This window comes from Streptomyces sp. NPDC002698, assembly GCF_042888945.1.
In the GTDB taxonomy this organism is placed as follows: domain Bacteria; phylum Actinomycetota; class Actinomycetes; order Streptomycetales; family Streptomycetaceae; genus Streptomyces.
Map to the genome: position 1 here is coordinate 35,338 of NZ_JBIAQM010000008.1, position 20,330 is coordinate 55,667.

The following is a 20,330-nucleotide window of genomic DNA, read 5'->3' on the forward strand; positions in this document are numbered from 1 at the left end:
CCGCAGCTCACCCGGGGCAGGCGTCCGTCAACGCAACGGCGTGGCCCCGTCCCGGCTGACGGTGTGACCGTCGAACCAGGCCTGGGCCGCCGCGCGTTCGGCCTGGGTCGGCTTCGGGGTCAGCCGGTCCGGGTCACGGATCAGGAGGTGCTCGCGGGCGGCCTCCAGTCCGATGGCGCGGGCCTCCGGCGACAGGCCGGGGTGGTCGGCGACCTCCACGGCTCGCTGCCACCAGCTCCGGTTGTGGGGGCTGACGGAGTAGTGCCACAGCGGCTGTTCGGGGTCGGCCACACCGATCAGCACCCGGCGCAGGACGTGACCGTTGACGCCCGGGGTGCCGAGCAGCCGGTCGGCCACGAGCAGCGGATGCTCCCCGTCGAGGCGGGCCCGGACCAGGACCCAGGTCATCAGCTGGCCCACGTCGTGGGAGGGCGAGGTGACGAAGTCCCACAGCTCGGCGGCCTTGGCCTCGTCGGGGGCGCCGAGGTGGGTCAGGAGCCGCACCTTGTCCTTCCACACCGGCCGGGCTCCGTTCCACCAGGAGACCAGCTTTCCCGCCGCCGGATGGTCCAGGTCGAGGGCGAGGCAGGTCAAGGTGACGAGCGGGTGGCGCCACTCGGTGTACGTGGTCCGGTACGTCTTGGTGAGGTCCTTGAGCCGACGCGGCAGCAGCGCCTCGACCTCGGCTTCCGTGGCCCTGCCATGGGCGAGGAGGAGTTCGAGGCAGAAGCCGAGTCCCTGCAGACCGGTGGCCGGATCGGCCACCCGCTCCCGCAACCAGCGCACATCGGTGTCGGTGAGCGTCCGGTACCGGTGCCACACACGGCTCAGCGCCCCCTCGGAGGCGGTGAGATCGGTGCCGGTGCCGGACAGCAGCCCGTCCCGGACGGCCTCGTAGCGCTCGACGGCGGCCAGCACCTCGGCGGTGTCGGTGCCGACGAGCACGGAACCGCCGGGCCGGAGCGCCTCCTCCCGTACGAGATCCACCTGGTCGCGGGCGGCGCCCGCCGCGAGGACGCGCAGGGCGTGGGGCAGCCGTTCGTCGGTTCCGAAGCGGACCGCCGCGAGCGCCGCGTAGGAGAGGCCGGCGTGGTGGTCCGCCCCCGTCTCCCGGCGCCAGTCGGCCGTGACGGCCCAGGTCAGCGCGTCGTACAACCCGCGTATGGAGGTCTCCGGGGCGCCGGACGTGGTGAGTTCCGCCGCGAGGTCGGCCGCCGCCCGTACCGCGTCGGGCTCGCGGAGCGAGCGATGCAGCGCCAGCCAGGAGTGGACCGAAGCGCGGTCGCCCGCGAGCGCGAACTCCCGCACCGCGGCCAAGCCCCGCTCGGACGGCACCTGCCGCAGGACGCCGGACGCCCCGGCGCCGAGGTCGGCGACCAGTTCCCACGCCTCCTCGCGGCCGTGGCGCAGCAGCGCGTGGAGCAGTTCCCGCCAGGCTCTCCACTTCGTCAGCGGTCCTTCATCCTCCAGCCGCCAGGCGGTGAGCAGCCGATCCGTCTCGTCGGCCGTGAGTTCGTCCCGCCGCTCCAGCGAGACCACGAACCGCGTCGCGGCGGAGAGGTCCGGGGAGTCGCGCAGCCGGTCGTGGAGCCACGCGGCCTCGGCCGGTGACAGCGGCCGGTACCGGAGGGAGAGGGCGCTGAGGTCCACCGGTGCGTCGAGCGCCGCGAGGAACTGGCGCACGCCGTCGGGGTCCCCTGGGTCGGGCAGTCCCGCCTCGTCCCGCGGGGTGATCCGGTCCAGCCGGAAGGCGCTCTTCGGCCCGCCGTCGACGACCCGGAAACCGGCCGGTCCTTCGCCGAGTCCGGCGGCGACGGTGGCGTGATCGCCGCCCCAGTGCAGCAGCAACTCGCCCGTCAGGGCGCCGGAGCGGCCGAAGGCGTGCTGGTGGGACTGCCAATGCCAGTACACGAAGGAGACGGGGCCGCTGAGTCCCCTCGCCGCGATGAGTTCCGCCGCGTCACCGTGGCCTTCGGACTGGGTGTAGCGGGCCCGGTTCGGTGGCGGCAGCACGAGGAACCCGTCCCCTTCGAGCTCCCGCCACCAGGCCTTGATCGCGCTGAGGTCCGAGCGTCGCCGCGTCGTACGCTGCCCGGGCGGGGCGGTGTCGGGGCTGGTCACGTGCTGCTCCCTGGGTCTTGGGGATCCGTCCCGGACGAATCTTCCATCCGGGACTCACCCTGCCACAGGGCTCTGACATCGCCTTCAGCGCTCGGTCTGCCCGGCGCTCGACGGGTATGCCTGCTTCGGTCGTTCTGCCGGTCCGTGCCTCCGTTTTTCGTTCGCCACGTGGTCGGCCGGCTCAGTACCCGCTGATCCGGGCCACGAAGTACCCGGCGACGATCACCGAGCCCACGACGATGAAAGTGAGCCAGACATAGGGGTGTTCCCATATCCCGCCGTCGGGCTTCTCCTGATGTGCTTCGGCGATGGAGCCCTCGACGGGTGGGGTCTCGCCCGGGGGTACGAGTGGATGTGTCATACCTCAACGGTCCGTCCGATGGATGGGCGCCGCATCTTCGTGGTGGGCCCCGGGCGGCCCCTTGCGCAAGTCGTTGACATGACCCTGCCCTGTAGCTAGCTTCACGGACAGTTCTCGTCCGCGCCCCCAGGTGCTCGCGGCCCAGGGGTCCCGTCCGTGCCTTCGCATCGCCAGGCGCCCCGTCTCGATGATGCGACAACGTTGTCCGACTCGACTGCCGCTCAAACAGGGCAAGTGTCGCGCCTCAGAGGAAGACAACGTTGTCAGCCTTCGGCTCCCACTCCCGCTCTCGAGTAGAGGAGAAACCCCGTGACACGACTGTCGAGACCCCCCGGAACGGCCGCGATCGGCTTGTTCGCGGCCGCGGTACTGGCCATGGCCGGGCTGTGCGCACCCGCGTGGGCGGCCGGAAAGGCCGCGCCCGTCGCGTCGCCGGCCACCGTGGTCAACCCGTTCATCGGCACGTCGAACGAGGCCAACGACTTCCCCGGTGCCGACGTGCCGTTCGGCATGGTGCAGTGGAGCCCCGACACGCCGTCGCGGCCCCCCGGTGGCGGCTACGAGTACAACGACTCGTCCATCACCGGCTTCAGCCTCACCCACATCGCCGGGCCCGGCTGCGGCGCGGCCGGAGACATACCCGTGCTGCCCACGGTCGGGGCCGTGAACACCGGAGCGACGGACGCGTTCTCGCACGCCAACGAGTCGGCGTCCGCCGGTTCGTACAAGGTCGCGCTCAACAACCAGGTGATCACCGAACTGACCACCACGACACGCAGCGGGATGGCGCGCTTCACCTTCCCCTCGACCACCCAGGCCAACCTGATCTTCAAACTCACGGGCAGTCAGAACGGCGCCGGCGCAACGCAGTTCACCAAGGTCTCGAACACCGAGGTGAGCGGACAGGTCACCAGCGGTCGCTTCTGCGGCGCCGGGAACACGTACACCGTGTACTTCGACATGGTCTTCGACCAGCCGTTCGCCTCCCAGGGGAGCTCGGTCGCCAAGACGCCGGCCGCCACCCCCGTGAAGCCCCGTACGGTGTCCAAGAACGCGGCGGAGAAGCCCAACCAGCCCGTGCTCCACGGCAAGATGCCCGCTGCCGAGGCCTCGAGGACCGCCAAGGACGGCGCCTCGCCGGAAGCCGCCGCCTCGAACGGCTACGTCACCTTCAACACCACGAGCAACCCGGTGGTGCAGGCCAAGGTCGGCATCTCCTACGTCTCGGTGGCCAACGCGACGGCCAACCGGGCCGCGGAGAACACGGGGTGGGACTTCACCGCGACCCGCACCGCCGCGCAGAACGCCTGGAACAGCGCACTGGGCAAGATACAGATCGCCGGCGGAACAGCCGCACAGCAACAGACCTTCTACACCGCGCTGTACCACTCGCTGCTGCACCCGAACGTCATCAGCGACACCAACGGCCAGTACTACGGCTTCGACGGCAGGACCCACACCGTGGACGCCGGCCACAAGGCCGCCTACGCCAACTACTCCGGCTGGGACATCTACCGTTCGCAGGCCCAGCTGGAAGCGCTGGTCGCCCCCCAGGTCGCTTCGGACACGGCACAGTCGATGGTCGACGACTACGCCCAGACCGGGATCTTCCCCAAGTGGTCGGAGAACAACGGCGAGTCCTACGTGATGGTCGGTGACCCGGCGGACGCCATCCTCGCCGACTACTACGCCTTCGGCGCCAGGGACTTCGACACCACGACCGCTCTGGCCGGCATGGTCAGGCAGGCGAGCACGACCAACAACGACCGGCCGGGCCTCAACTACCTGAACTCACCCGGATACATGCCGCACGACGGCAGCTACGGCTGCTGCAACTTCTACGGCCCCGTGGCCACGATGCTGGAGTACAACACCGCCGACTTCGCCATCTCCGCACTGGCCGGAGCGCTCGGCGACACCAACAGCCAGAAGACGTACGCCAACCGTGCCCAGAACTGGCGCAACGTACTCAACCCGGCCTCCGGCTTCGTCGAGCCGCGCAACGCGAGCGGCTCCTGGACCGGCGGCTTCGACCCCACCAGCGGCACCGACATGGTCGAGGCCGACTCCTGGATCTACACCGGGATGATCCCGTTCAACATCGCCGGCCTGGCACGCGCCAAGGGCGGCAACACGGCGATGGGCCACTACCTGGACACCGTCCTGCGCAGCTACACCGGCGACAAGGGCTATGCGTGGGTCGGGAACGAACCCAGCATCGAACTGCCCTGGGAGTACGACTACATCGGGCAGCCCTACAAGACCCAGGGCACCGTACGGGCGATCCAGCAGCAGATCTGGGCGAACACCCCCGGCGGGCTGGCCGACGGCAACGACGACCTCGGCGCGATGAGCGCGTGGTACGTGTGGTCCGCACTCGGCATGTTCCCCGAGACGCCCGGCACCTCCGATCTCGCCCTGGGCTCCCCCCTGTTCACACAGGCCGTGATCACGCTCCCGTCCGGCAACACGCTGACGATCAACGGCAACGGCGCCGCCGACAACGCCCCCTACGTCCAGTCCGCGACGTGGAACGGCTCCGCCTGGAACAACGCCTACGCCCCCACGTCGGCGATCACCGCCGGCGGCACCCTCACCTACACGCTCGGCACCAGCGCCAACACCTCCTGGGCGACGGCCGCGTCAGCCGCTCCACCCTCGTACGCCGGTGACACCACCGCTCCGGCCTCACCCCGTATCGGCCCCATCACCTCGGCGGTGGCCTCGAACCTGTGCGTGGACGACGCGAGTTCCTCGACCACCGACGGCAACCACGTCCAGATCTGGACCTGCAACAACACCTACGCCCAGGACTGGATCGTCGCCGGCGACGGAACGGTCCGGACCCTCGGCAAATGCCTGGACGTCGACCACAGCGGCACCACGAACGGGACCCTGATCCAGCTCTGGACGTGCAACGGCACCGGCGCCCAGCAATGGACCGCGGGCCCCGGCGGATCGCTGATCAACCCCCAGTCCAAGCTGTGCCTGGACGACCCCGGCTCCACGACGACCACCGGCACCCAACTCCAGCTCTACGCCTGCAACGGCACGGCCGCCCAGAACTGGAAACTCCCGAGCTGAGCCACCGGCCACCCCGACACCCCTGGCGCACAGCCTCCGTATGCCCGGCCACGCTGGCGGGCATACGGAGGCGCGTCATAGGGAGGCGCGCCGGACAGGCACGCGACAGCGGCGTGCGTCGTCCACACTTGTCCGCGGCGGTGTGCGACGGGGGAGCGGGAACATGGGCATGAGTACGCGTGGCTCCGGGGATGCCGGCGGCGCGGCGGACAAGGAGTCCGCGCTGCTCGCCGCGGTCCGGGCCCAGGACACGGACCTGGTGCGGAGCCTTCTCCGTGACGGCGGCGAACCGGACCTCCACGACGCCGCGTTCTGCCTGGCGGTCCGGACCTGCTCCGCCGACATCGCCCAACTGCTGCTCGACCACGGCGCCGACCCCGGCCGATGCGGTCCCGGCGAACTGCCGCCGCTGCGCCGGGTGGTCGAGTTCGGCTCGCCCGCCTTGACCGAGGTGCTCCTGGACCACAGGAGCCGGGGGCGGTACGGCAGGCCCGAGCTGCTGGAGCTGTGCGATCTCGCCCGCCATTGGCAGGAGACGGGGGTCGAGATCGAACTGGGGCGCCTGACCGGCTCCCCGGACGCGGTCGGCCGGACCCGGGTCCAGGACGACGAGTACTACGGCGTCGACGAGTTCACTCTGGGCGGGATGACCGTTCGCGACGGGCACGCGGCGATCCTCACACGTCTGGAGGAACTGCTCGGGGTCCCTTCCTCGTTCGAGGAACTGATGGACCGCGCGTTGGCCCATCCCGACCAGGACCACGCCGTATGGGGAACGGTCACGATCCGGCTGGCCGGCCGCCGGGACCGGGCGACCTGGACGGCTGCCGCGGCCTTGCGCACACATCCGGACCCCTCGCACCGGCTGTTCGGCGCCGAGGTGCTGCGGCTGACCCATCTCTTCGACGGGAGCGACGAGGACACGTTCGCCGGTCCGGCCCTGGACATCTTCACCGAGTGGTCGCGTGAGGAGACGGAACTCGCCGTGCTGACCGAGGTGTTGGTCGCCCTCGGAGAACACGCCGACCCCCGTGCCGACGCGGCCCTCCTGCGCCACGTCGGGCATCCCCGTCCCGGGGTACGGGGAGCGGTGGCGCAAGGACTCGGCACCTGGTCCGAGGCACCCGCCTTCACCGAGGAGGTGCGTGCGGCCCTGTTGGTTCTGATGACGGACGTGGACGCGGCGGTACGGCGGGACGCCTGCCTCACGGTCGGCCGCGGCCGGGACCGCCGGCCCGGCCTGGCCGACGCCATGGCCGCCCTGCTGGACGACGCGGAGCGCCAGGTCCAGGTCGCCGCCGTGCACGGTCTCGCCCTGCATGAGGACGAGCGATGCGTACGGGCCTCGCACCGCCTCGGTCCGCCGCGGCCCGGCTTCCTCGCCGAGGAGCACTGCCTCGAAGCCGCGTGGCGGTACGAATGGCGCCGCGAAGGCCGGTGAGATCCCTGGGCCGCCGGACCAGGTGCGGTCCGGCTGTCCGGTCGCCACCGCGGAGCGGGCGAAGCGGCGCGAGGCCTAATCGGCTTCGCGGGTCATGGCCTCGGATCCAGCCGGCTCCGCGGTCCTCGTTCCGGTGCTCTCATCGTCCTGGCCCGCCTCTGTCCTGTGCGGTCGCCGCTCGGACGTATCGTCGGGATTCACCTGCCAGGGCGGCGCGTTCCGTGTCGGCCGGTTCTACCGGGCACGTCACGGTGATGCCGTGAGTAACGTGCGGCCATGCGCTTCGAGCTGCGGTGGATCGAGCCCGTGATGCCCGTCCCGTACATCCCGACCCTCGGCCCGGTGCACCCGGACGATCCTCATCTCGGCCTCCTGGAAGCGGTGGTCGCGAACGCGGTGACCGGCCGGTCCCTGCCGTACGACAAAGACCGTCGCTGGTCCGAGGCCAAGACGGAACGTGTGGTGGACGGCATTGAGCACGACCGGCACCGGACTCTGGTGCCGACCGTCCTCGGGCGCGGGTCGGGCATGGCCAAGGTCCATGTGTACGGGAACGGGCCCGACTGCCTCTCGGCCGGTGCGGACCTGGCGCGGAAGGTCGCCGCCGCACACGGTGCGGCGCGGGCCCGCGTCGTCTGGTTCCTCGGCCCGGGCCAGCCCGAGGAGCGCGTCCGGGGCGGGGTCCGCGTTCGGTTGCGGGACTTCGCCGACGGGCCGGGACAGGCTCCGGACCGTCAGGTGCGCGCGTACGAGCGGCTCGACCACCCTGAGCGGTTCGCCACGTTCGCGGAGCGGATGGCGGCGGACGGCTTCGGGTTCCTCCACGAGCGGATGCGGGCCGGGACCGCGGCACCGGTCCTCACCGTCCTTGACGCGGACAGTGTGGTGGGCGCCATCGGCCCCATGGAGACGATGAGCGATGCCGTCGGGAGGGCTCGGCTGCTGCCCCAGTACTTCGGCGTCCTGCCGGAGTACCGCGGACGCGGGTACGGCCGGGCACTGTGGCGTGCGGCGATGTGTTGGGGGCACCGGCACGGCGCCGCGTACCAACTCCTGCAGACCGAGGTGGGCGGAGCGTCGGACCGGCTGTGCGCGGCGGAGGGACTGACGTCGCTCGGCTTCGTCATGCACCGGACGGTATGAGGGCGAGACGGCGCTTCTGGCCTCGGCTCCCGCGCGAGGTAGGAGGTGCGGTGGGCCGGGGTCACGGCAAGCTGCTCCAGTACGGCCAGAAGCGGGTGAGGGCGAGCAGCGCGATCACCCCGTACCAGGCGCCGAGCAGCATCCAGTGCGTGTCCCGGACGATCACCAGCACACGGCGTGGAGCGGGCAGGATTCCGCGTTCCAGGCAGTGCACGGTGACGTACCAGAACAGAGCGATGGTGGCGATCCACACACCGGCGCAGTAGGGGCAGATCTTGTTGAGTTCGTAGAGCGACTGCACGATGAGCCAATGGACGAACAGCACTCCCAGCAGCGCCCCGGCGTCCAGCGCGAGTTAGAGCCCGCGGTGCAGTCGGGCGCCGGTGAGGACGGCCAGGCCCAGGGCGGCGACCGCGGCGAAGGCGCCCAGCCCGAGCAGCATGTTGGGGAAGCCGAACAGACTGCCCTGTGAGCTGGACATGACGCTGCCGCAGCTCACGACCGGGCTGATGTCGCACGGCGGTCGGTAGGCGGGGTCGCGGAGCAGTCGCCAGTCGTCCACGGTGAGCTGGAAGGACGCGAACCAGCCGATGATCCCGGTGAGGAGCATCACCAGGCCCGTCCGGCGGCAGGTGCCCGCTGCGTGCGTGGCCGCGGCCGTCGTGGACCGCGCCGAGAGCGCGGGACCCTGGCTCATCGGGCTCGCCCGGAGTGGGAGGCCCGCCCGGTCCGGCCCGCGGCCGTCGGGGCTGTCGCGCTGGGGACCGTCGCCTTCCTCGCCATGGCGGCCGCGCTCGGTGCGGCCAGCGGAGCGGTCTTCGCCCTGGTGGCGCTGCTGACCCCGGCAGACCAGGTCGGTTCGGTCACCGGTGTGGTCGGTGCCGCGGGCGGCCTCGGCGGCTTCCTGCCGCCCCTGCTGATGGGCTCGCTGTACGGCGCGTACGGCACGTACGCCGCCGGTCTCGCCCTGCTCGCGGTCGTGGCCGCCGTGGCGCTGATCTACACGCTGACCGGTGTTCGCGCCGCCGTGGAAGCCCGCGGGAGCACTCCGGGCACCGCAGGCGCGGGCGAGCACCGCACCGTCGGCCGCCCGGCCTGACGGCGAACGGACGAGACCGACGGCAACGAAGGACAGGGAGAGGACCGGTGCGCGAGTACTGCGGCTGCCGGTCCCTGGCGACGATCGACGAGCCGACCCGCGAACACGACGAGGTCGTCCGCCTGATCAGCCGCCTCCGCAAGGAACAGGACGGCGTCTTCCCGGCCGCGCCGGCCGGCCTGGGTACCGAGGATCGGGAAGCGGTCGAGGCCGTGCGCGGCTCGGCGGGCGGTGCCCTGGTCCGGCCGACCACCTGACCGGGCCGTGCTCCCGAGCCGTCGGGAGCCCATCACGGAGATCCCGCGTCCTTCACTCCACGAGTGGGGGGCGCGGGATCCGTCTGTGCGGGCGGGACGCACCGCCACCGGGGCAGCGGCTCCGGCGGACGGGTGACGTTCACCGAGCCACGACTCCATCGTGGTGCCTACGCCCGACGCGACTGGGCCGGGATCTCGCCGCCTGGGCCCAGGAACTGAGGAACCGTCTGGTGGCGATCGCCGATGAGGGGCACGATTCGTGCTGAGGCCGGCCGATCGATAGGGTGCCAGGTCACGACCGCACCCGTTCGATCCACGGGCCGGTCAGGGCTCTGCCGCAGTTGTGGCACCTCCACGGCTGTCTTGCCGACCCCTGCCTGCCCGGCCCTGGGACACGGGCGCGATCTTCACGGCGGGGCAGTCGGGCCCCGGCCGACGGGTCAGGAGGAACGAGTGGCACAGATCATCGCCGAGGTCTCACGGACGTTCAACGAGTTTCTGCTCTTGCCCAACCGGACCCGGACCGACTGCTCGCCCGCGACGGTCGAGCTGCGCACGCCCCTGGTGCGGCACATCGTGGGCGAGTCGTCGGCGATCGAGCTGCACTCCCCGTTCACGTCCGCGATCATGCAGGCCGTCAGTACACCGGAACTCGCGATCGCGCTCGCCCGCAACGGCGGTCTGAGCTTCCTGCACCACAACCAGCCGGTCCAGGACCAGGTCGCGGCGGTCTGCCAAGTGAAGAACTTCAAGGCCGGATTCGTCACCAGCGATACGAACGTCCGGCCCGACGACAGCCTGGGTCTCCTGGTCGACGTCATGCGCCGCACAGGTCACAGCACCGCCGCGGTCACCCACGACGGGACCGCCACCGGACGCCTGCTCGGCCTGGTGACCTCCCGCGACTTCCACCCACAACGCCACGACCTCGCCGAACCGGTCAGCGAACGGATGACCGCCGTCGCCGACTTGCCCCATGCCGGGCCTGACGCCACGCTCTCCGAGGCCAACGCCCGGCTGTGGGACGAACGGCTGGACTGCCTCCCAGTGGTGGACGGCGAGGGCAACCTGCAGTACCTGGTGTTCCGATCCGACTACACGGACAACAAGCGATTCCCGAACCAGGTCGTGGACGCCGCCAAGCGCCTGCGCGTGGGCGCGGGCGTCAACACCCATGACTACCAGGAGCGCATCCCGGCCCTGGTGGAGGCGGGCGCGGACGTGTTGTGCTTCGACTCGTCCGACGGCTACAGCGACTGGCAGGCACAGGCCCTGACCTGGGTGAAGAAGCACTATCCCGAGATCCCGGTCGGCGGCGGCAACGTGGTCGACGGCGAGGCGTTCACCTTTCTCGCCGAGGCGGGGGCGGACTTCGTCAAGGTCGGTGTGGGCGGCGGGTCCATCTGCATCACACGCGACCAGAAGGGCATCGGCCGCGGCCAGGCCAGCGCCGTGCTGGACGTCGCGGCCGCCCGGGACGCCTTCCGCGAGCGCACCGGCGAGTATGTGCCGATCTGCTCCGACGGCGGCCTGGTCCACGACTACCACGTGGCCCTGGCGCTGGCGATGGGGGCCGACTTCGTCATGATGGGGCGATACTTCGCGCGCTTCGACCAAGCGGCCGGCGCGAAACTGCCCACCCGCGACGGCTTCGTGAAGGAGTACTGGGGTGAGGGCTCGAACCGCGCCCGCAACTGGCAGCGTTACGGACAGGGAGGCCAGGGGCTGGTCTTCGAGGAAGGCGTGGACGGCTACGTCCCCTACGCGGGCGACCTCAACGAAGGGCTCGCCCTGACCGTCGCCAAACTCAAGACCACGATGGTCTCCTGCGGCTCCGCCACCCTGCCGGAGTTCCAGTCCACGGCCCGGCTGACCCTCGTTTCCGACCAGAGCTTCCAGGAGAGCCACGCCAACGTCACCCTGCGAGACGCCCCGACGACGGTCTCCTGACAAGCCGCCGAGGCCCGCCAGCACTCTGCGCATCCTGCGGATCGTCGGACTCGACCAGATCTTCTCCCTCGGCCAAGGCGGCGGCCCGGACCTCGGGGCGGGCCGGAGCCGCTGAACGAGTAGCCCGCTTCCCGGCCCCGTCTCCGTCCGGCACGCCTTCACCCGCGTACCTGTCCCGTCTCGTCTCGTCCCGCCGCGACCGAGACGAAGCGGAACATCGGATCCGTTGCGGAATGCGGCGTGGATTGGTGGAAGAACTCATTTCACCCGATCAGGTGGGTCGGCCAATCCGCCCGGTGCGCAGAACCGGATTCCCTGTGTGAGGGCAGAAGAGAAGGGCCAGCGAGCACGGACAGGCCTGTCGCGCTGGGCGCTGGGTGCGCTGAGCGGGGCACTGGCCGCGTTCGCCGCACTGGCGGTGGCCGAACTGGTCGCCGCGGCGGTGCGTCCGCAGTCCAGCCCGGTCGTCGCGGTGGGCGGCGCGTCCATCGACGCGACACCCGCTCCGGTCAAGGACTGGGCGATCCGCCACTTCGGCACGAACGACAAGCTTGTGCTGGAGCTCGGCATCCTCGTCGTGCTGGCTGTCGCGGCGCCGGCGTTGGGTGTCCTGGCGGTGCGGTTTCGGCGGGTCGGAACCGCCGGGGTCCTTCTCTTCGGGGTCGTGGGGGCGGCGGCAGCCGTCGGCCGGCCCGACTCGGTCGGCCTCACCGACATGCTGCCCTCCCTCGTGGGGGCCATGGCCGGGGCTCTGCTTCTGTACGTTCTGGTGGGCCGTCTGACCGCGGTGAGGCCGTCACCGGCGTCGCCGCCGCCCGCGTCCGCGACCGAGGGAGCGGGAGACGGCTTCGCCGCGCGCGGGGAATGGGACCGACGGGGATTCGTCCTGGCGGCCGCGTCCGCCGCCGCGGCCTCGGCCGCGGTGGGCGTGGTCGGCCGGTCACTGAACGCCTCGCGCGGCCAGGGCGCGGTCGCCTCACGTGCGAGGGTCGTGCTGCCGGCCCCCCGGTCACCGGCGCAACCGGTACCCGGAGGCGCCGGGCTTCGCGTCCCCGGCATCAGCCCCTTCGTCACACCGAACGGCGACTTCTACCGGGTGGACACCGCGTTGGTGGTGCCCAAGGTGGACGCCACCGGCTGGCGGCTGCGTATCCACGGCAAGGGTGTACGCCGTCCGGCCGCCTACTCCTTCGACGACCTGCTGCACAGGGAGCTCATCGAGCGGGACATCACCCTGACCTGCGTTTCCAACGAGGTCGGCGGCCCTTATGTGGGCAACGCCCGCTGGACCGGCGTACGCCTGGCCGACCTGCTGGCCGAGTGCGGGGTGAGGCCCCCGTCCCGGGGAGGTCCGGCGGACCAGTTGGTGGCGCGTTCGGTGGACGGCATGACGATCGGCAGCCCGGTCGAGGAACTCATGGACGGCCGCGACGCGATGCTCGCCCTCGGCATGAACGGTGAGCCGCTGCCCCTCGCACACGGTTTCCCGGTGCGGATGGTGGTCCCGGGTCTGTACGGATTCGTCTCGGCCTGCAAATGGATCGAGGACATCGAGCTCACCACCTTCGATTCCTACGACCCGTACTGGGTCAAGCGCGGCTGGGCCCGCAGGGCCCCGGTCAAGACCGAGTCGCGTATCGACACCCCCAAGCCCTTCGCCCGGCCCAAGGCGGGCACGGTGATGATCGCCGGCGTCGCCTGGGCCCAGCACCGGGGCATCGACAAGGTCGAAGTCCGCGTCGACGACGGCCCCTGGCAGAAGGCCCACCTGGCCGCCGAGGACACCCGCGACACCTGGCGCCAGTGGTCGCTGCCCTGGAAGGCCACCCGAGGAGGCCACACCCTCACCGTCCGCGCGACCGACCGCACCGGCGCCGTGCAGACCGCCAGACGCACGCGCACCATTCCCGACGGCGCCGACGGACGGCACTCCGTCGTCGTCACCGTCGACTAGCCACGCCCGCCCCCGTCGACCAGCCGTGCCGGGTCCGTGACAGGGGCCGCGCGCCCTTCCGAACCACCTTTCCGCACAACCCCGACGCAGCCGCATCGTGCTGCACCGTTCAACAGGAGAACATGATGAACACGCGTATCCGCCGTACCACCGGTCTTCTCGCCGCCGCGGCCGTGCTGCCCCTGGCCCTGGCCGCCTGTTCCAACGGCAGCAGTGACGCGGACAAGTCCGATTCCGCCGGTACGGCGGCGGCTTCGGCGACGACGGGCAGTGAGGAGATGGCCGGCTCGGGCAGCAGCGCGAGCAGCATGGACCAGCCGTTCGGCCCGGCCTGTTCCTCCGTTCCGAAGGACGGCGCCGGCTCCTTCGACGGCATGGCCAAGGACCCGGTCGCCACCGCCGCCTCCAACAACCCGGCGCTCTCCACCTTGGTGGCGGCGGTGAAGAAGGCGGGCCTGGTCGACACCCTCAACAACGCGCAGGACATCACCGTGTTCGCGCCGACCAACGACGCCTTCGCCAAGATCCCGAAGGCGACCCTGGACAAGGTCCTCAACGACAAGGCCCAGCTGACGAAGATCCTCACCTATCACGTCGTCGGCCAGAAGCTGGCCCCGAAGGACCTGGAGAACGGCTCCTTCACCACCCTGGAGAAGTCGAAGGTCATGACGTCCGGTTCGGGCGAGTCCTACACGGTCAACGACTCCGCCAAGGTGGTCTGCGGCAACGTGAAGACCGCCAACGCCAACGTGTACATCATCGACACCGTCCTGATGCCCAAGAGCTGACACCTGCGCCCTCGGAGGAGGCACGTGGTCGGTGAAGCAGCGGCTCAGTTCTGGTTCACCGGCCACACCGCCGCCGGGTCACGATGGTCCGGGCACGCGAGCAGGCAGACCTCGTTCACCAGGAAGAGGTCGCAGGTGTCGGCGTCGACCCAGGACTGCACGACTACACGGGAAAGCGGCGCACTTGTCCGATCCTCGCGGCGCCGGTGATGTCGACCAGCGCCCCCGGTGAACCGCTGCGTACGCCGGCGGTGACGGTGGCGGGGCGGCCCGACGCATCGCCCATGTCGACGTCGATCCGGGGCGTTCCGTGACGGGCGAGCAGGTGGGCGGCCAGGCAGGCTGAGCTGTTCACGTTGGCGATGTCCTCGGGCACGCCGATCGACGGGGCGAACATGCGGGCCGCGACCCGGCCCGTGTCCCACCCGGCGGAGTGGACGAAACAGCCCAGCAGGTCCAGGCGTGCGCACACGGCGGCGAGCCGGTCGGGGGCCGGGGCCGGCGCCGTGAGAGCGGACCGGGTGGTGACGGGGACAAGCAGCCGCGGACGGCCCAGCGTCGCGATGCAGGCCCCTGAAGCGGTCGTCGCGGGGAGTCCCAAAGCGGGCAGAAGCAGGGCGAGTTCGTTTGGTGTCGGCTCACGCAGGCTGATCGGCCCGGCCCCGAAGGTGACATCCATGGACGATGCCGACGCCCCGCGGACCACGCGCCCCGAGACGACGCGCCCCGACACCCGTACATCGACCCGGAGCTCCTCGCGGCCCGCACGCGCCGCGAGGAAGGCCAGGGCCGCGACGGTGCCGTGGCCGCACGCGGGCAGTTCCCCCTTTGTGGTGAAGAAGCGCGCCGCGGCCATGGGCCGTACGTTCGCGCGACCGTCCGCCGGAGCGGGGTCGTCCGAGAGGAAGACCGCGTGAGAGGTACCGGCCAGGGCGGGCACGCGGCGCCGCTCGTCGTCGGTCAACAGGCTGCTGGCCCGGACCGAGAGCCCCTCGTCCACGACCGCCGTCGGGCTGCCGCCACGGCCCTCGCGCAGGCACGCGTGCACGATCGTCACGGGCAGGCCGGTCCGGCCCGCGGGGGACCACGACGGGCGGCGCGTCATCGGTCGCGGGGCAGGAAGTCGGCGAAGTCCGGCGCGCCGGGCTCCTGCGGCAGACGTGCGGCCCGCGCGGCGAAGCTGACGGCGTGGTACCAGCCGCACAGCAGGAGCAGGTCCAGCAGTTGGAGTTCGTCGAAGACCGCGGCGAGCCGTGCCCACAGCGCGTCGTCGATGTCGGAGCGCTCGTGGAGCGCGTCTGCGGCCAGAATGAGCAGGCGTTCCCGCTCGGACGCCCAGCACGCGTCGGCGGGACCACCGTGAACCAGCGACGCGGTCTGCTCGTGGGTGAGGCCGACCCGCTCGGCGTACGTCATCACGTGCACGCCCCACTCGTACGCGCAGCCGCACAGCGCGCACGTCCGGTCGATGACGATCTCGCGTTCCCGTGCGGTGAGGGTCAGTTGCCGGCCCAGCTCGTAGCGGCCCCAGCCGTGCATGGCGCCGGTCATCGGGAGGTTTCTGGCGAACATCCGGAACAGCCCGATCGGCGGGGCTCCGCCGGGCATCATGCGCGCGAGCAGCGCGTCGGCCCGGTCGGTGTACGGCGGCTCCAGCGGGGTTATCCGCGGCATCGGCTCTCCCGGCAGGCGTTGTTTCGAAATCAGAAACTCGCGGTCGCCGATGCTAGTGTTTCGAATAACGAAACGCAAGGAGGGTCATGTCGACACCGCGCCCGGGAGCGCCGGTTCGCGGCTCCGCGACCGGCCGCCCGATCATGGCCGCGCTGGACCTGTTCGGCCGTCGCTGGGCACTGCGCGTCCTGTGGGAGCTGCGTGAGGGGCCGCTCGGTGCCCGCGCGCTGCTGGCGCGGTGCGAGGGACTGTCGTCCAGCGTCCTCTACCAGCGGCTCCGCGAACTCACGTCGGGCGGGATCATCGCCAACTCGCCCGACGGTTACGAACTCACCGCCCTGGGAGCGGCCCTCGGCGACGCCCTCCGCCCGCTCGACGACTGGGCGACCGTGTGGGCCCGGGCGCAGGAGCGGGCGAAGGATGGCCGGGATTCCCTGGAAGCGTGAGGTGCCTGAGTGTCCGGCGTGGCGACGGTGCCGTGTCGGCGGGGGCAGGGGGTGGATGGGCCCTTGCTGGGCGCTGGAGGGCCGCATCTCGGTAATGTGGTTGAAACATGCCTAAAGCGGGCATATCGCGAAACTTGGGAGAGGAGCAGGAAGATGCGTCGAGAGTTGGTGCAGAAGAAACACGACAAGAAGTCCGAGCCCCATGGCCGCGCGCCCGAGGAGATGCCCGGGGAGGCGGAACAGCGTCCGCGCCCCGAGGTCCGAAAAGACATCGCGCGAACGTGGTGGCCGGACGGGTAGTCCGTCAGGCGCACGGTGCCGCTCCAGGAGCATGCCGGGGCTGCCGGGGCACGTGAACCGGACCGCCGAGTCCGGCCGCAGGAGGAGGCTCGCCGCTGTGTCGACCAACCCGAGAAGGGTGGGTGCGGGCCGCGCCGAGCGGTCGATCCGCGCCGACACGCTGAGTGGCGCCGGGAGACCGGGCCACGTCGAGGATTCGAACGACCCCGGAAAGCCGGGCCGCGTCGCGGAGCCTCGTGGCGTCGGGAAGCCGAGTGGTGTCGAGCCGCTGGTGGAGTCACTCGTCGTGGCCGTCCGTCGCAGCGGGGCGTCAGGCGGCGGCATCTACCTCGTGGACGAGACCAGCCGGCTGCTGGGACTGAAGATCGGGTGCGGGCTGCCCCGCGACATCGCGGTGTCCTGGCGGCAGGTACCCGTGACGGCGTCCGTCCCGGTCAGCGACGCGTTCCGTGAGGACCGTGTGGTGTGGGTCGGCTCGCAGGAGGAGATGGCCCGCTCCTATCCGCAGACCGCGGCGGCGCTGCCCTACCGCTACGCCCTCGCCGCCGCACCGCTCTCCGGCCGCAGCGGCTCCCGGGGCGTGCTGTTCCTGATCTGGCCGGCCAGCCACTCCGGCCGGGCATCGCCCAGGGAAAGGGCGAATTTCGCCTCCCTCGGCCGACGGGTCGCCCGGGTGCTTGAGGACGCGGGCAGAACGTTCGTCCCGCCGGACGAGCCACACATGATCCCCGCGGACGGCGCTTCCGAGAACTTCGTCCTGTCCGCCCACGCGCCCGCCGATCTCCTGGAACGCCTGCCGGAAGGCTTCCTGGCCCTCGACCTGGAGGGCAGGATCACCTTTCTCACCAGCCGGGCCGCGTCCCTCCTCGGCCGCCACGTCAGCCGGCTCCTGGGAACCCGGCCCTGGCAGTCCCTGCCCTGGATGGACCAGGTCCTCGTCGAAGACCACTACCGCACCGCGGTCATGAGCCGCGAGCCCGTCGGTTTCACCGTTCTGCGGCCGCCGGACACCTGGCTGGACATCGATCTCCATCCCGATTCCAGCGGCATCAGCGTCCGCGTCAGCCCTCGCCGTTCAGAGCCCCGTGACCGGCCCGGCACGGCTTCTCCTGCCGCGCCCGAGGCCTCCGTCGGCCGTCTGTACCAGCTCGTGCACCTGGCGGCGGCCCTGACGGACGTGGTCGGCGTGCAGGATGTGGTCGACCTGATCGCCGCCCAGATCCTTCCCGCGTTCGGGGCCGACGGCATGGTCCTGTCCGCGGCCGACGCCGGACGCCTGAAGATCATGGGCCACCACGGCTACGACCCCGAGACCATCGAACGCCTCGACGGCCTTCCCGTGGACACCGGCCTGACGCCCGCGGGAGAGGCACTGCTCAGGGGGATCCCCCTGTTCTTCTCCGACCCCGACGAGCTCGCCCGCGACTATCCCGCCGCACCACGGATCAGCGGAAAGCAGGCCTGGGCCTTCCTCCCGCTCATCGTCGACGCCCGCCCCGTCGGCTGCTGCATCCTCACCTACGCCCGCCCCCACGCGTTCACGGCAGACGACCGGGCCGTCCTCACGTCACTGGGCGGCCTCGTCGCCCAGGCCCTCGACCGGGCGCGCCTCTACGACGCCAAGCTCGACCTGGCCCACACACTCCAGCAGGCACTCCTCCCGCGCAGCCTGCCCACCTTCAGTGGCCTGGAGGTGGCGGCGCGTTACCTCCCCGCAGGCCACGGCATGGACGTGGGCGGCGACTTCTACGACCTCATCCGGCTCGACCACACGACCGCGGCGGCCGTCATCGGCGACGTCCAGGGCCACAACATGGCGGCCGCCGCGCTCATGGGGCAGGTCCGTACGGCCGTCCACGCCACCGCGGGCGCGCGGCCCGACGAGGTGCTCGCCCGCACCAACCGCGTCCTCGCCGACCTGGAACCCGACCTCCTCGTCTCCTGCCTGTACGCGCACATCGACCTCGCTCACGGGCAGATGTGCCTGGCCAGCGCCGGCCACGTGCCACCCCTGCTCCACCGGCCCGGGGAACGCCCCGGTGTGCTGGAGATCGAGCCGGGTCCGCTGCTCGGCATCGGCGTCGACCTCCCGTACCCGATCACCACGGTTCCGATGCCTCCCGGAACGACCCTCGCCCTGTACACCGACGGACTGGTCGAGGTGCCCGGCACCGACCTCGACCGGATGACCAGCGGGCTCGCACAGCTCCTCCCCGGCCGGTCACGGCTGGACCGGCTCGTCGACAAGCTCATCCACCACTCCTGGCCCCACGGCCTGCCGACCGACGACATCGCCGTACTGCTGCTGAAGTCCGGCGAAGCCTGAAGCCCGTGACCGAACGGCCGGGATCGCCCGCGTCCCGCGCCCCTTCCGCAGACGGGTGACGTCGGCGCGTTCGGAAGGCACGTGGGCCCTCGCCGGGGCAGCATCGGGTTGACTTCGGCGAAAGGTGCCGTCCCGGTCGCACGACGTGGAAGTCGCACGACGCGGAAGGGGAGCCAGTGCTCGGCCAGGCGATGGGGGCGATGCTGCCGGCCGCGTTGGCGGTCGCGCTCAGCCCCTTCCCCCTGATCGGGATCATCCTGATCCTGTCCGGCGCGCACGGCCGCCGCAACGGCCTGCTGTTCGCGGCCGGATGGATCACCGGCCTCACGATCGCGGCGACGCTCATCGCGCTGCTCTTCGGCGGGGCCGACGACCCCGACAGCACCTCGTCGGCGATCGCGGACTGGGGGCGGGTCCTCGCCGGGGGAGCCCTCATCGTGCTGGGCGCGCGTACGTGGTGGAGACGTCCGCGCGCCGGTGAGCAGGCGGAAGAACCACGCTGGATGGCCTCGCTCGACGACGCCACCGCCGGACGGGCGCTGCTCCTGGGTGCCCTCCTGTCGGGAGCCAACCCCAAGAACCTCGTTCTGACCGCGTCGGCCACCACGTCGATCGTCGAAGCCGGGGCGCACGACGTCGGTCTCGTCGCGGCCGTCGCCGTCTACGTCCTCATCGCCTCGTGCACGGTCCTCGGCTCCGTCGCCCTCCATCTCGCCGGAGGACGGCGCGCCGCGTCGTTCCTGGACACCATCAGAGGGTTCATGGTCACCAACAGCACCGTCATCACGGTGATCGTGCTGCTGCTCCTGGGCGTCGGCATCCTCGGTGACGGGCTGTCCGGCCTCGACCGCTGAGCCCTCCACCGGACCGGGCGGGCGCCCCGTGGTGAGGCCGACGGCGGCACACCGGTCGTGAGGCCGGCACCGGCGTCACATGTCCGCCTGCCGGTGTCCGGTGACGAGGTTCGGCGACGGTGGTCACAGGTCCGCCTGCCGGTGTGCGGGGATCCGTGCGAGCTGCCGCTCCAGCTCCGTGCGGATGTCGGCGCGCAGCTCTTTGGTCCGGACCCACTCGATGAGCAGTTCCGCCACGCTGCGCAGCTTGGTGTTCGTCCGCTGCGAGACCGCCCGCAGCACGTCCCACCCCTCGTACGGCGTCAGCCCGCCCAGGGCCAGCACGACGCCGATCGCCTGGTCCACCACGGCGTGTGACCGCAGCGCCTCCTGGAGCTGGATGTTCTCCCCCTCCAGCTCCCTCACACGCGCCGTGACGCATGCCTCCAACGACGTAGAAGAGGTCGAGTCCACCTCGTCGCCCCCACCCACCGTTTCCTCCGTGATCAGGTCTCAGGTACGGGATTGTCCGCTTGCCCGTGTCCTTGCCCGC

The 20,330-nt window shown here is 71.2% G+C and carries 16 protein-coding genes and 2 pseudogenes; 12 read left to right on the forward strand and 6 right to left on the reverse strand.

Annotation, left to right across the window (positions count from 1 at the left end):
• Nucleotides 1-27: 27 nt before the first annotated feature.
• Both ACFYW9_RS14155 and ACFYW9_RS14160 read right to left on the reverse strand, forming a co-directional pair.
• Nucleotides 28-2,121 (reverse strand): hypothetical protein, encoded by a 2,094-nt coding sequence (locus ACFYW9_RS14155; RefSeq protein WP_389149048.1) that lies wholly within the window; start codon nt 2,119-2,121, stop codon nt 28-30.
• 181 nt (nt 2,122-2,302) lie between these two features.
• Complete coding sequence (locus ACFYW9_RS14160; RefSeq protein ID WP_351869929.1) at nt 2,303-2,482, reverse strand: DUF6480 family protein; 180 nt, start codon at nt 2,480-2,482, stop codon at nt 2,303-2,305.
• Nucleotides 2,483-2,791: 309 nt separating this feature from the next.
• Here ACFYW9_RS14160 and ACFYW9_RS14165 point away from each other — a divergent pair, with 309 nt between their 5' ends.
• From ACFYW9_RS14165 to ACFYW9_RS14175, 3 genes are all read left to right on the forward strand, one after another.
• Nucleotides 2,792-5,566: a lectin gene (locus ACFYW9_RS14165; RefSeq protein ID WP_389149053.1), complete on the forward strand. Its 2,775-nt coding sequence runs from the start codon at nt 2,792-2,794 to the stop codon at nt 5,564-5,566.
• Nucleotides 5,567-5,735: 169 nt separating this feature from the next.
• On the forward strand, nt 5,736-7,007 hold the full coding sequence (locus ACFYW9_RS14170) for a hypothetical protein (protein WP_389149056.1): 1,272 nt from the start codon (nt 5,736-5,738) through the stop codon (nt 7,005-7,007).
• A 276-nt stretch (nt 7,008-7,283) separates the two neighbouring features.
• Nucleotides 7,284-8,150 (forward strand): GNAT family N-acetyltransferase, encoded by an 867-nt coding sequence (locus ACFYW9_RS14175; protein WP_389149059.1) that lies wholly within the window; start codon nt 7,284-7,286, stop codon nt 8,148-8,150.
• A 61-nt stretch (nt 8,151-8,211) separates the two neighbouring features.
• On the opposite strand, the pseudogene ACFYW9_RS14180 reads toward ACFYW9_RS14175, so the two are convergent.
• A pseudogene (locus tag ACFYW9_RS14180) lies at nt 8,212-8,847 on the reverse strand (vitamin K epoxide reductase family protein).
• Between the two features lie 60 nt (nt 8,848-8,907).
• Here ACFYW9_RS14180 and ACFYW9_RS14185 point away from each other — a divergent pair.
• The 5 genes and pseudogenes from ACFYW9_RS14185 to ACFYW9_RS14205 all read left to right on the forward strand — a co-directional run.
• Nucleotides 8,908-9,249 (forward strand): annotated as a pseudogene (locus ACFYW9_RS14185) (hypothetical protein); the annotation flags it as partial.
• A gap of 47 nt (nt 9,250-9,296) precedes the next feature.
• Nucleotides 9,297-9,506, forward strand: coding sequence for a hypothetical protein (locus ACFYW9_RS14190; RefSeq protein ID WP_389149062.1), 210 nt, complete (start codon nt 9,297-9,299; stop codon nt 9,504-9,506).
• A 453-nt stretch (nt 9,507-9,959) separates the two neighbouring features.
• Nucleotides 9,960-11,456: an IMP dehydrogenase gene (locus ACFYW9_RS14195; protein ID WP_389149065.1), complete on the forward strand. Its 1,497-nt coding sequence runs from the start codon at nt 9,960-9,962 to the stop codon at nt 11,454-11,456.
• A gap of 319 nt (nt 11,457-11,775) precedes the next feature.
• Nucleotides 11,776-13,410, forward strand: a complete 1,635-nt coding sequence (locus ACFYW9_RS14200) for a molybdopterin-dependent oxidoreductase (RefSeq protein ID WP_389149068.1) — start codon at nt 11,776-11,778, stop codon at nt 13,408-13,410.
• Between the two features lie 125 nt (nt 13,411-13,535).
• On the forward strand, nt 13,536-14,198 hold the full coding sequence (locus tag ACFYW9_RS14205) for a fasciclin domain-containing protein (RefSeq protein WP_389149071.1): 663 nt from the start codon (nt 13,536-13,538) through the stop codon (nt 14,196-14,198).
• Between the two features lie 163 nt (nt 14,199-14,361).
• Here ACFYW9_RS14205 and ACFYW9_RS14210 read toward each other — a convergent pair whose 3' ends face one another.
• Nucleotides 14,362-15,255 (reverse strand): PhzF family phenazine biosynthesis protein, encoded by an 894-nt coding sequence (locus tag ACFYW9_RS14210; RefSeq protein ID WP_389149074.1) that lies wholly within the window; start codon nt 15,253-15,255, stop codon nt 14,362-14,364.
• A gap of 44 nt (nt 15,256-15,299) precedes the next feature.
• Nucleotides 15,300-15,872: a carboxymuconolactone decarboxylase family protein gene (locus tag ACFYW9_RS14215; RefSeq protein WP_389149079.1), complete on the reverse strand. Its 573-nt coding sequence runs from the start codon at nt 15,870-15,872 to the stop codon at nt 15,300-15,302.
• A 143-nt stretch (nt 15,873-16,015) separates the two neighbouring features.
• On the opposite strand from ACFYW9_RS14215, the gene ACFYW9_RS14220 reads away from it, so the two are divergent.
• From ACFYW9_RS14220 to ACFYW9_RS14235, 4 genes are all read left to right on the forward strand, one after another.
• Complete coding sequence (locus ACFYW9_RS14220; RefSeq protein WP_389149631.1) at nt 16,016-16,318, forward strand: winged helix-turn-helix transcriptional regulator; 303 nt, start codon at nt 16,016-16,018, stop codon at nt 16,316-16,318.
• Nucleotides 16,319-16,471: 153 nt separating this feature from the next.
• Nucleotides 16,472-16,618 (forward strand): hypothetical protein, encoded by a 147-nt coding sequence (locus tag ACFYW9_RS14225; RefSeq protein WP_389149082.1) that lies wholly within the window; start codon nt 16,472-16,474, stop codon nt 16,616-16,618.
• A gap of 97 nt (nt 16,619-16,715) precedes the next feature.
• Nucleotides 16,716-18,944 carry a SpoIIE family protein phosphatase gene (locus tag ACFYW9_RS14230; RefSeq protein ID WP_389149085.1) on the forward strand — a complete coding sequence of 743 codons (2,229 nt, stop codon included), beginning with the start codon at nt 16,716-16,718 and terminating at the stop codon, nt 18,942-18,944.
• A 176-nt stretch (nt 18,945-19,120) separates the two neighbouring features.
• The gene (locus ACFYW9_RS14235; protein ID WP_389149088.1) at nt 19,121-19,798 is read left to right on the forward strand and encodes a GAP family protein; all 678 of its coding nucleotides are present in this window, start codon (nt 19,121-19,123) and stop codon (nt 19,796-19,798) included.
• Nucleotides 19,799-19,921: 123 nt separating this feature from the next.
• Here the strand turns inward: ACFYW9_RS14235 and ACFYW9_RS14240 are convergent, their stop codons facing one another.
• On the reverse strand, nt 19,922-20,203 hold the full coding sequence (locus ACFYW9_RS14240) for an ANTAR domain-containing protein (protein ID WP_351869993.1): 282 nt from the start codon (nt 20,201-20,203) through the stop codon (nt 19,922-19,924).
• Nucleotides 20,204-20,330: the final 127 nt, after the last annotated feature.

Excerpts from the sequence above, each read along its gene's own strand:
- ACFYW9_RS14160 (WP_351869929.1), bottom strand. The coding sequence starts at position 2,482 with ATGACACATCCACTCGTACCCCCGGGCGAGACCCCACCCGTCGAGGGC.
- ACFYW9_RS14170 (WP_389149056.1), top strand. The coding sequence starts at position 5,736 with ATGAGTACGCGTGGCTCCGGGGATGCCGGCGGCGCGGCGGACAAGGAG.
- ACFYW9_RS14175 (WP_389149059.1), top strand. The coding sequence starts at position 7,284 with ATGCGCTTCGAGCTGCGGTGGATCGAGCCCGTGATGCCCGTCCCGTAC.
- ACFYW9_RS14205 (WP_389149071.1), top strand. The coding sequence starts at position 13,536 with ATGAACACGCGTATCCGCCGTACCACCGGTCTTCTCGCCGCCGCGGCC.
- ACFYW9_RS14215 (WP_389149079.1), bottom strand. The coding sequence starts at position 15,872 with ATGCCGCGGATAACCCCGCTGGAGCCGCCGTACACCGACCGGGCCGAC.
- ACFYW9_RS14220 (WP_389149631.1), top strand. The coding sequence starts at position 16,016 with ATGGCCGCGCTGGACCTGTTCGGCCGTCGCTGGGCACTGCGCGTCCTG.
- ACFYW9_RS14225 (WP_389149082.1), top strand. The coding sequence starts at position 16,472 with ATGCGTCGAGAGTTGGTGCAGAAGAAACACGACAAGAAGTCCGAGCCC.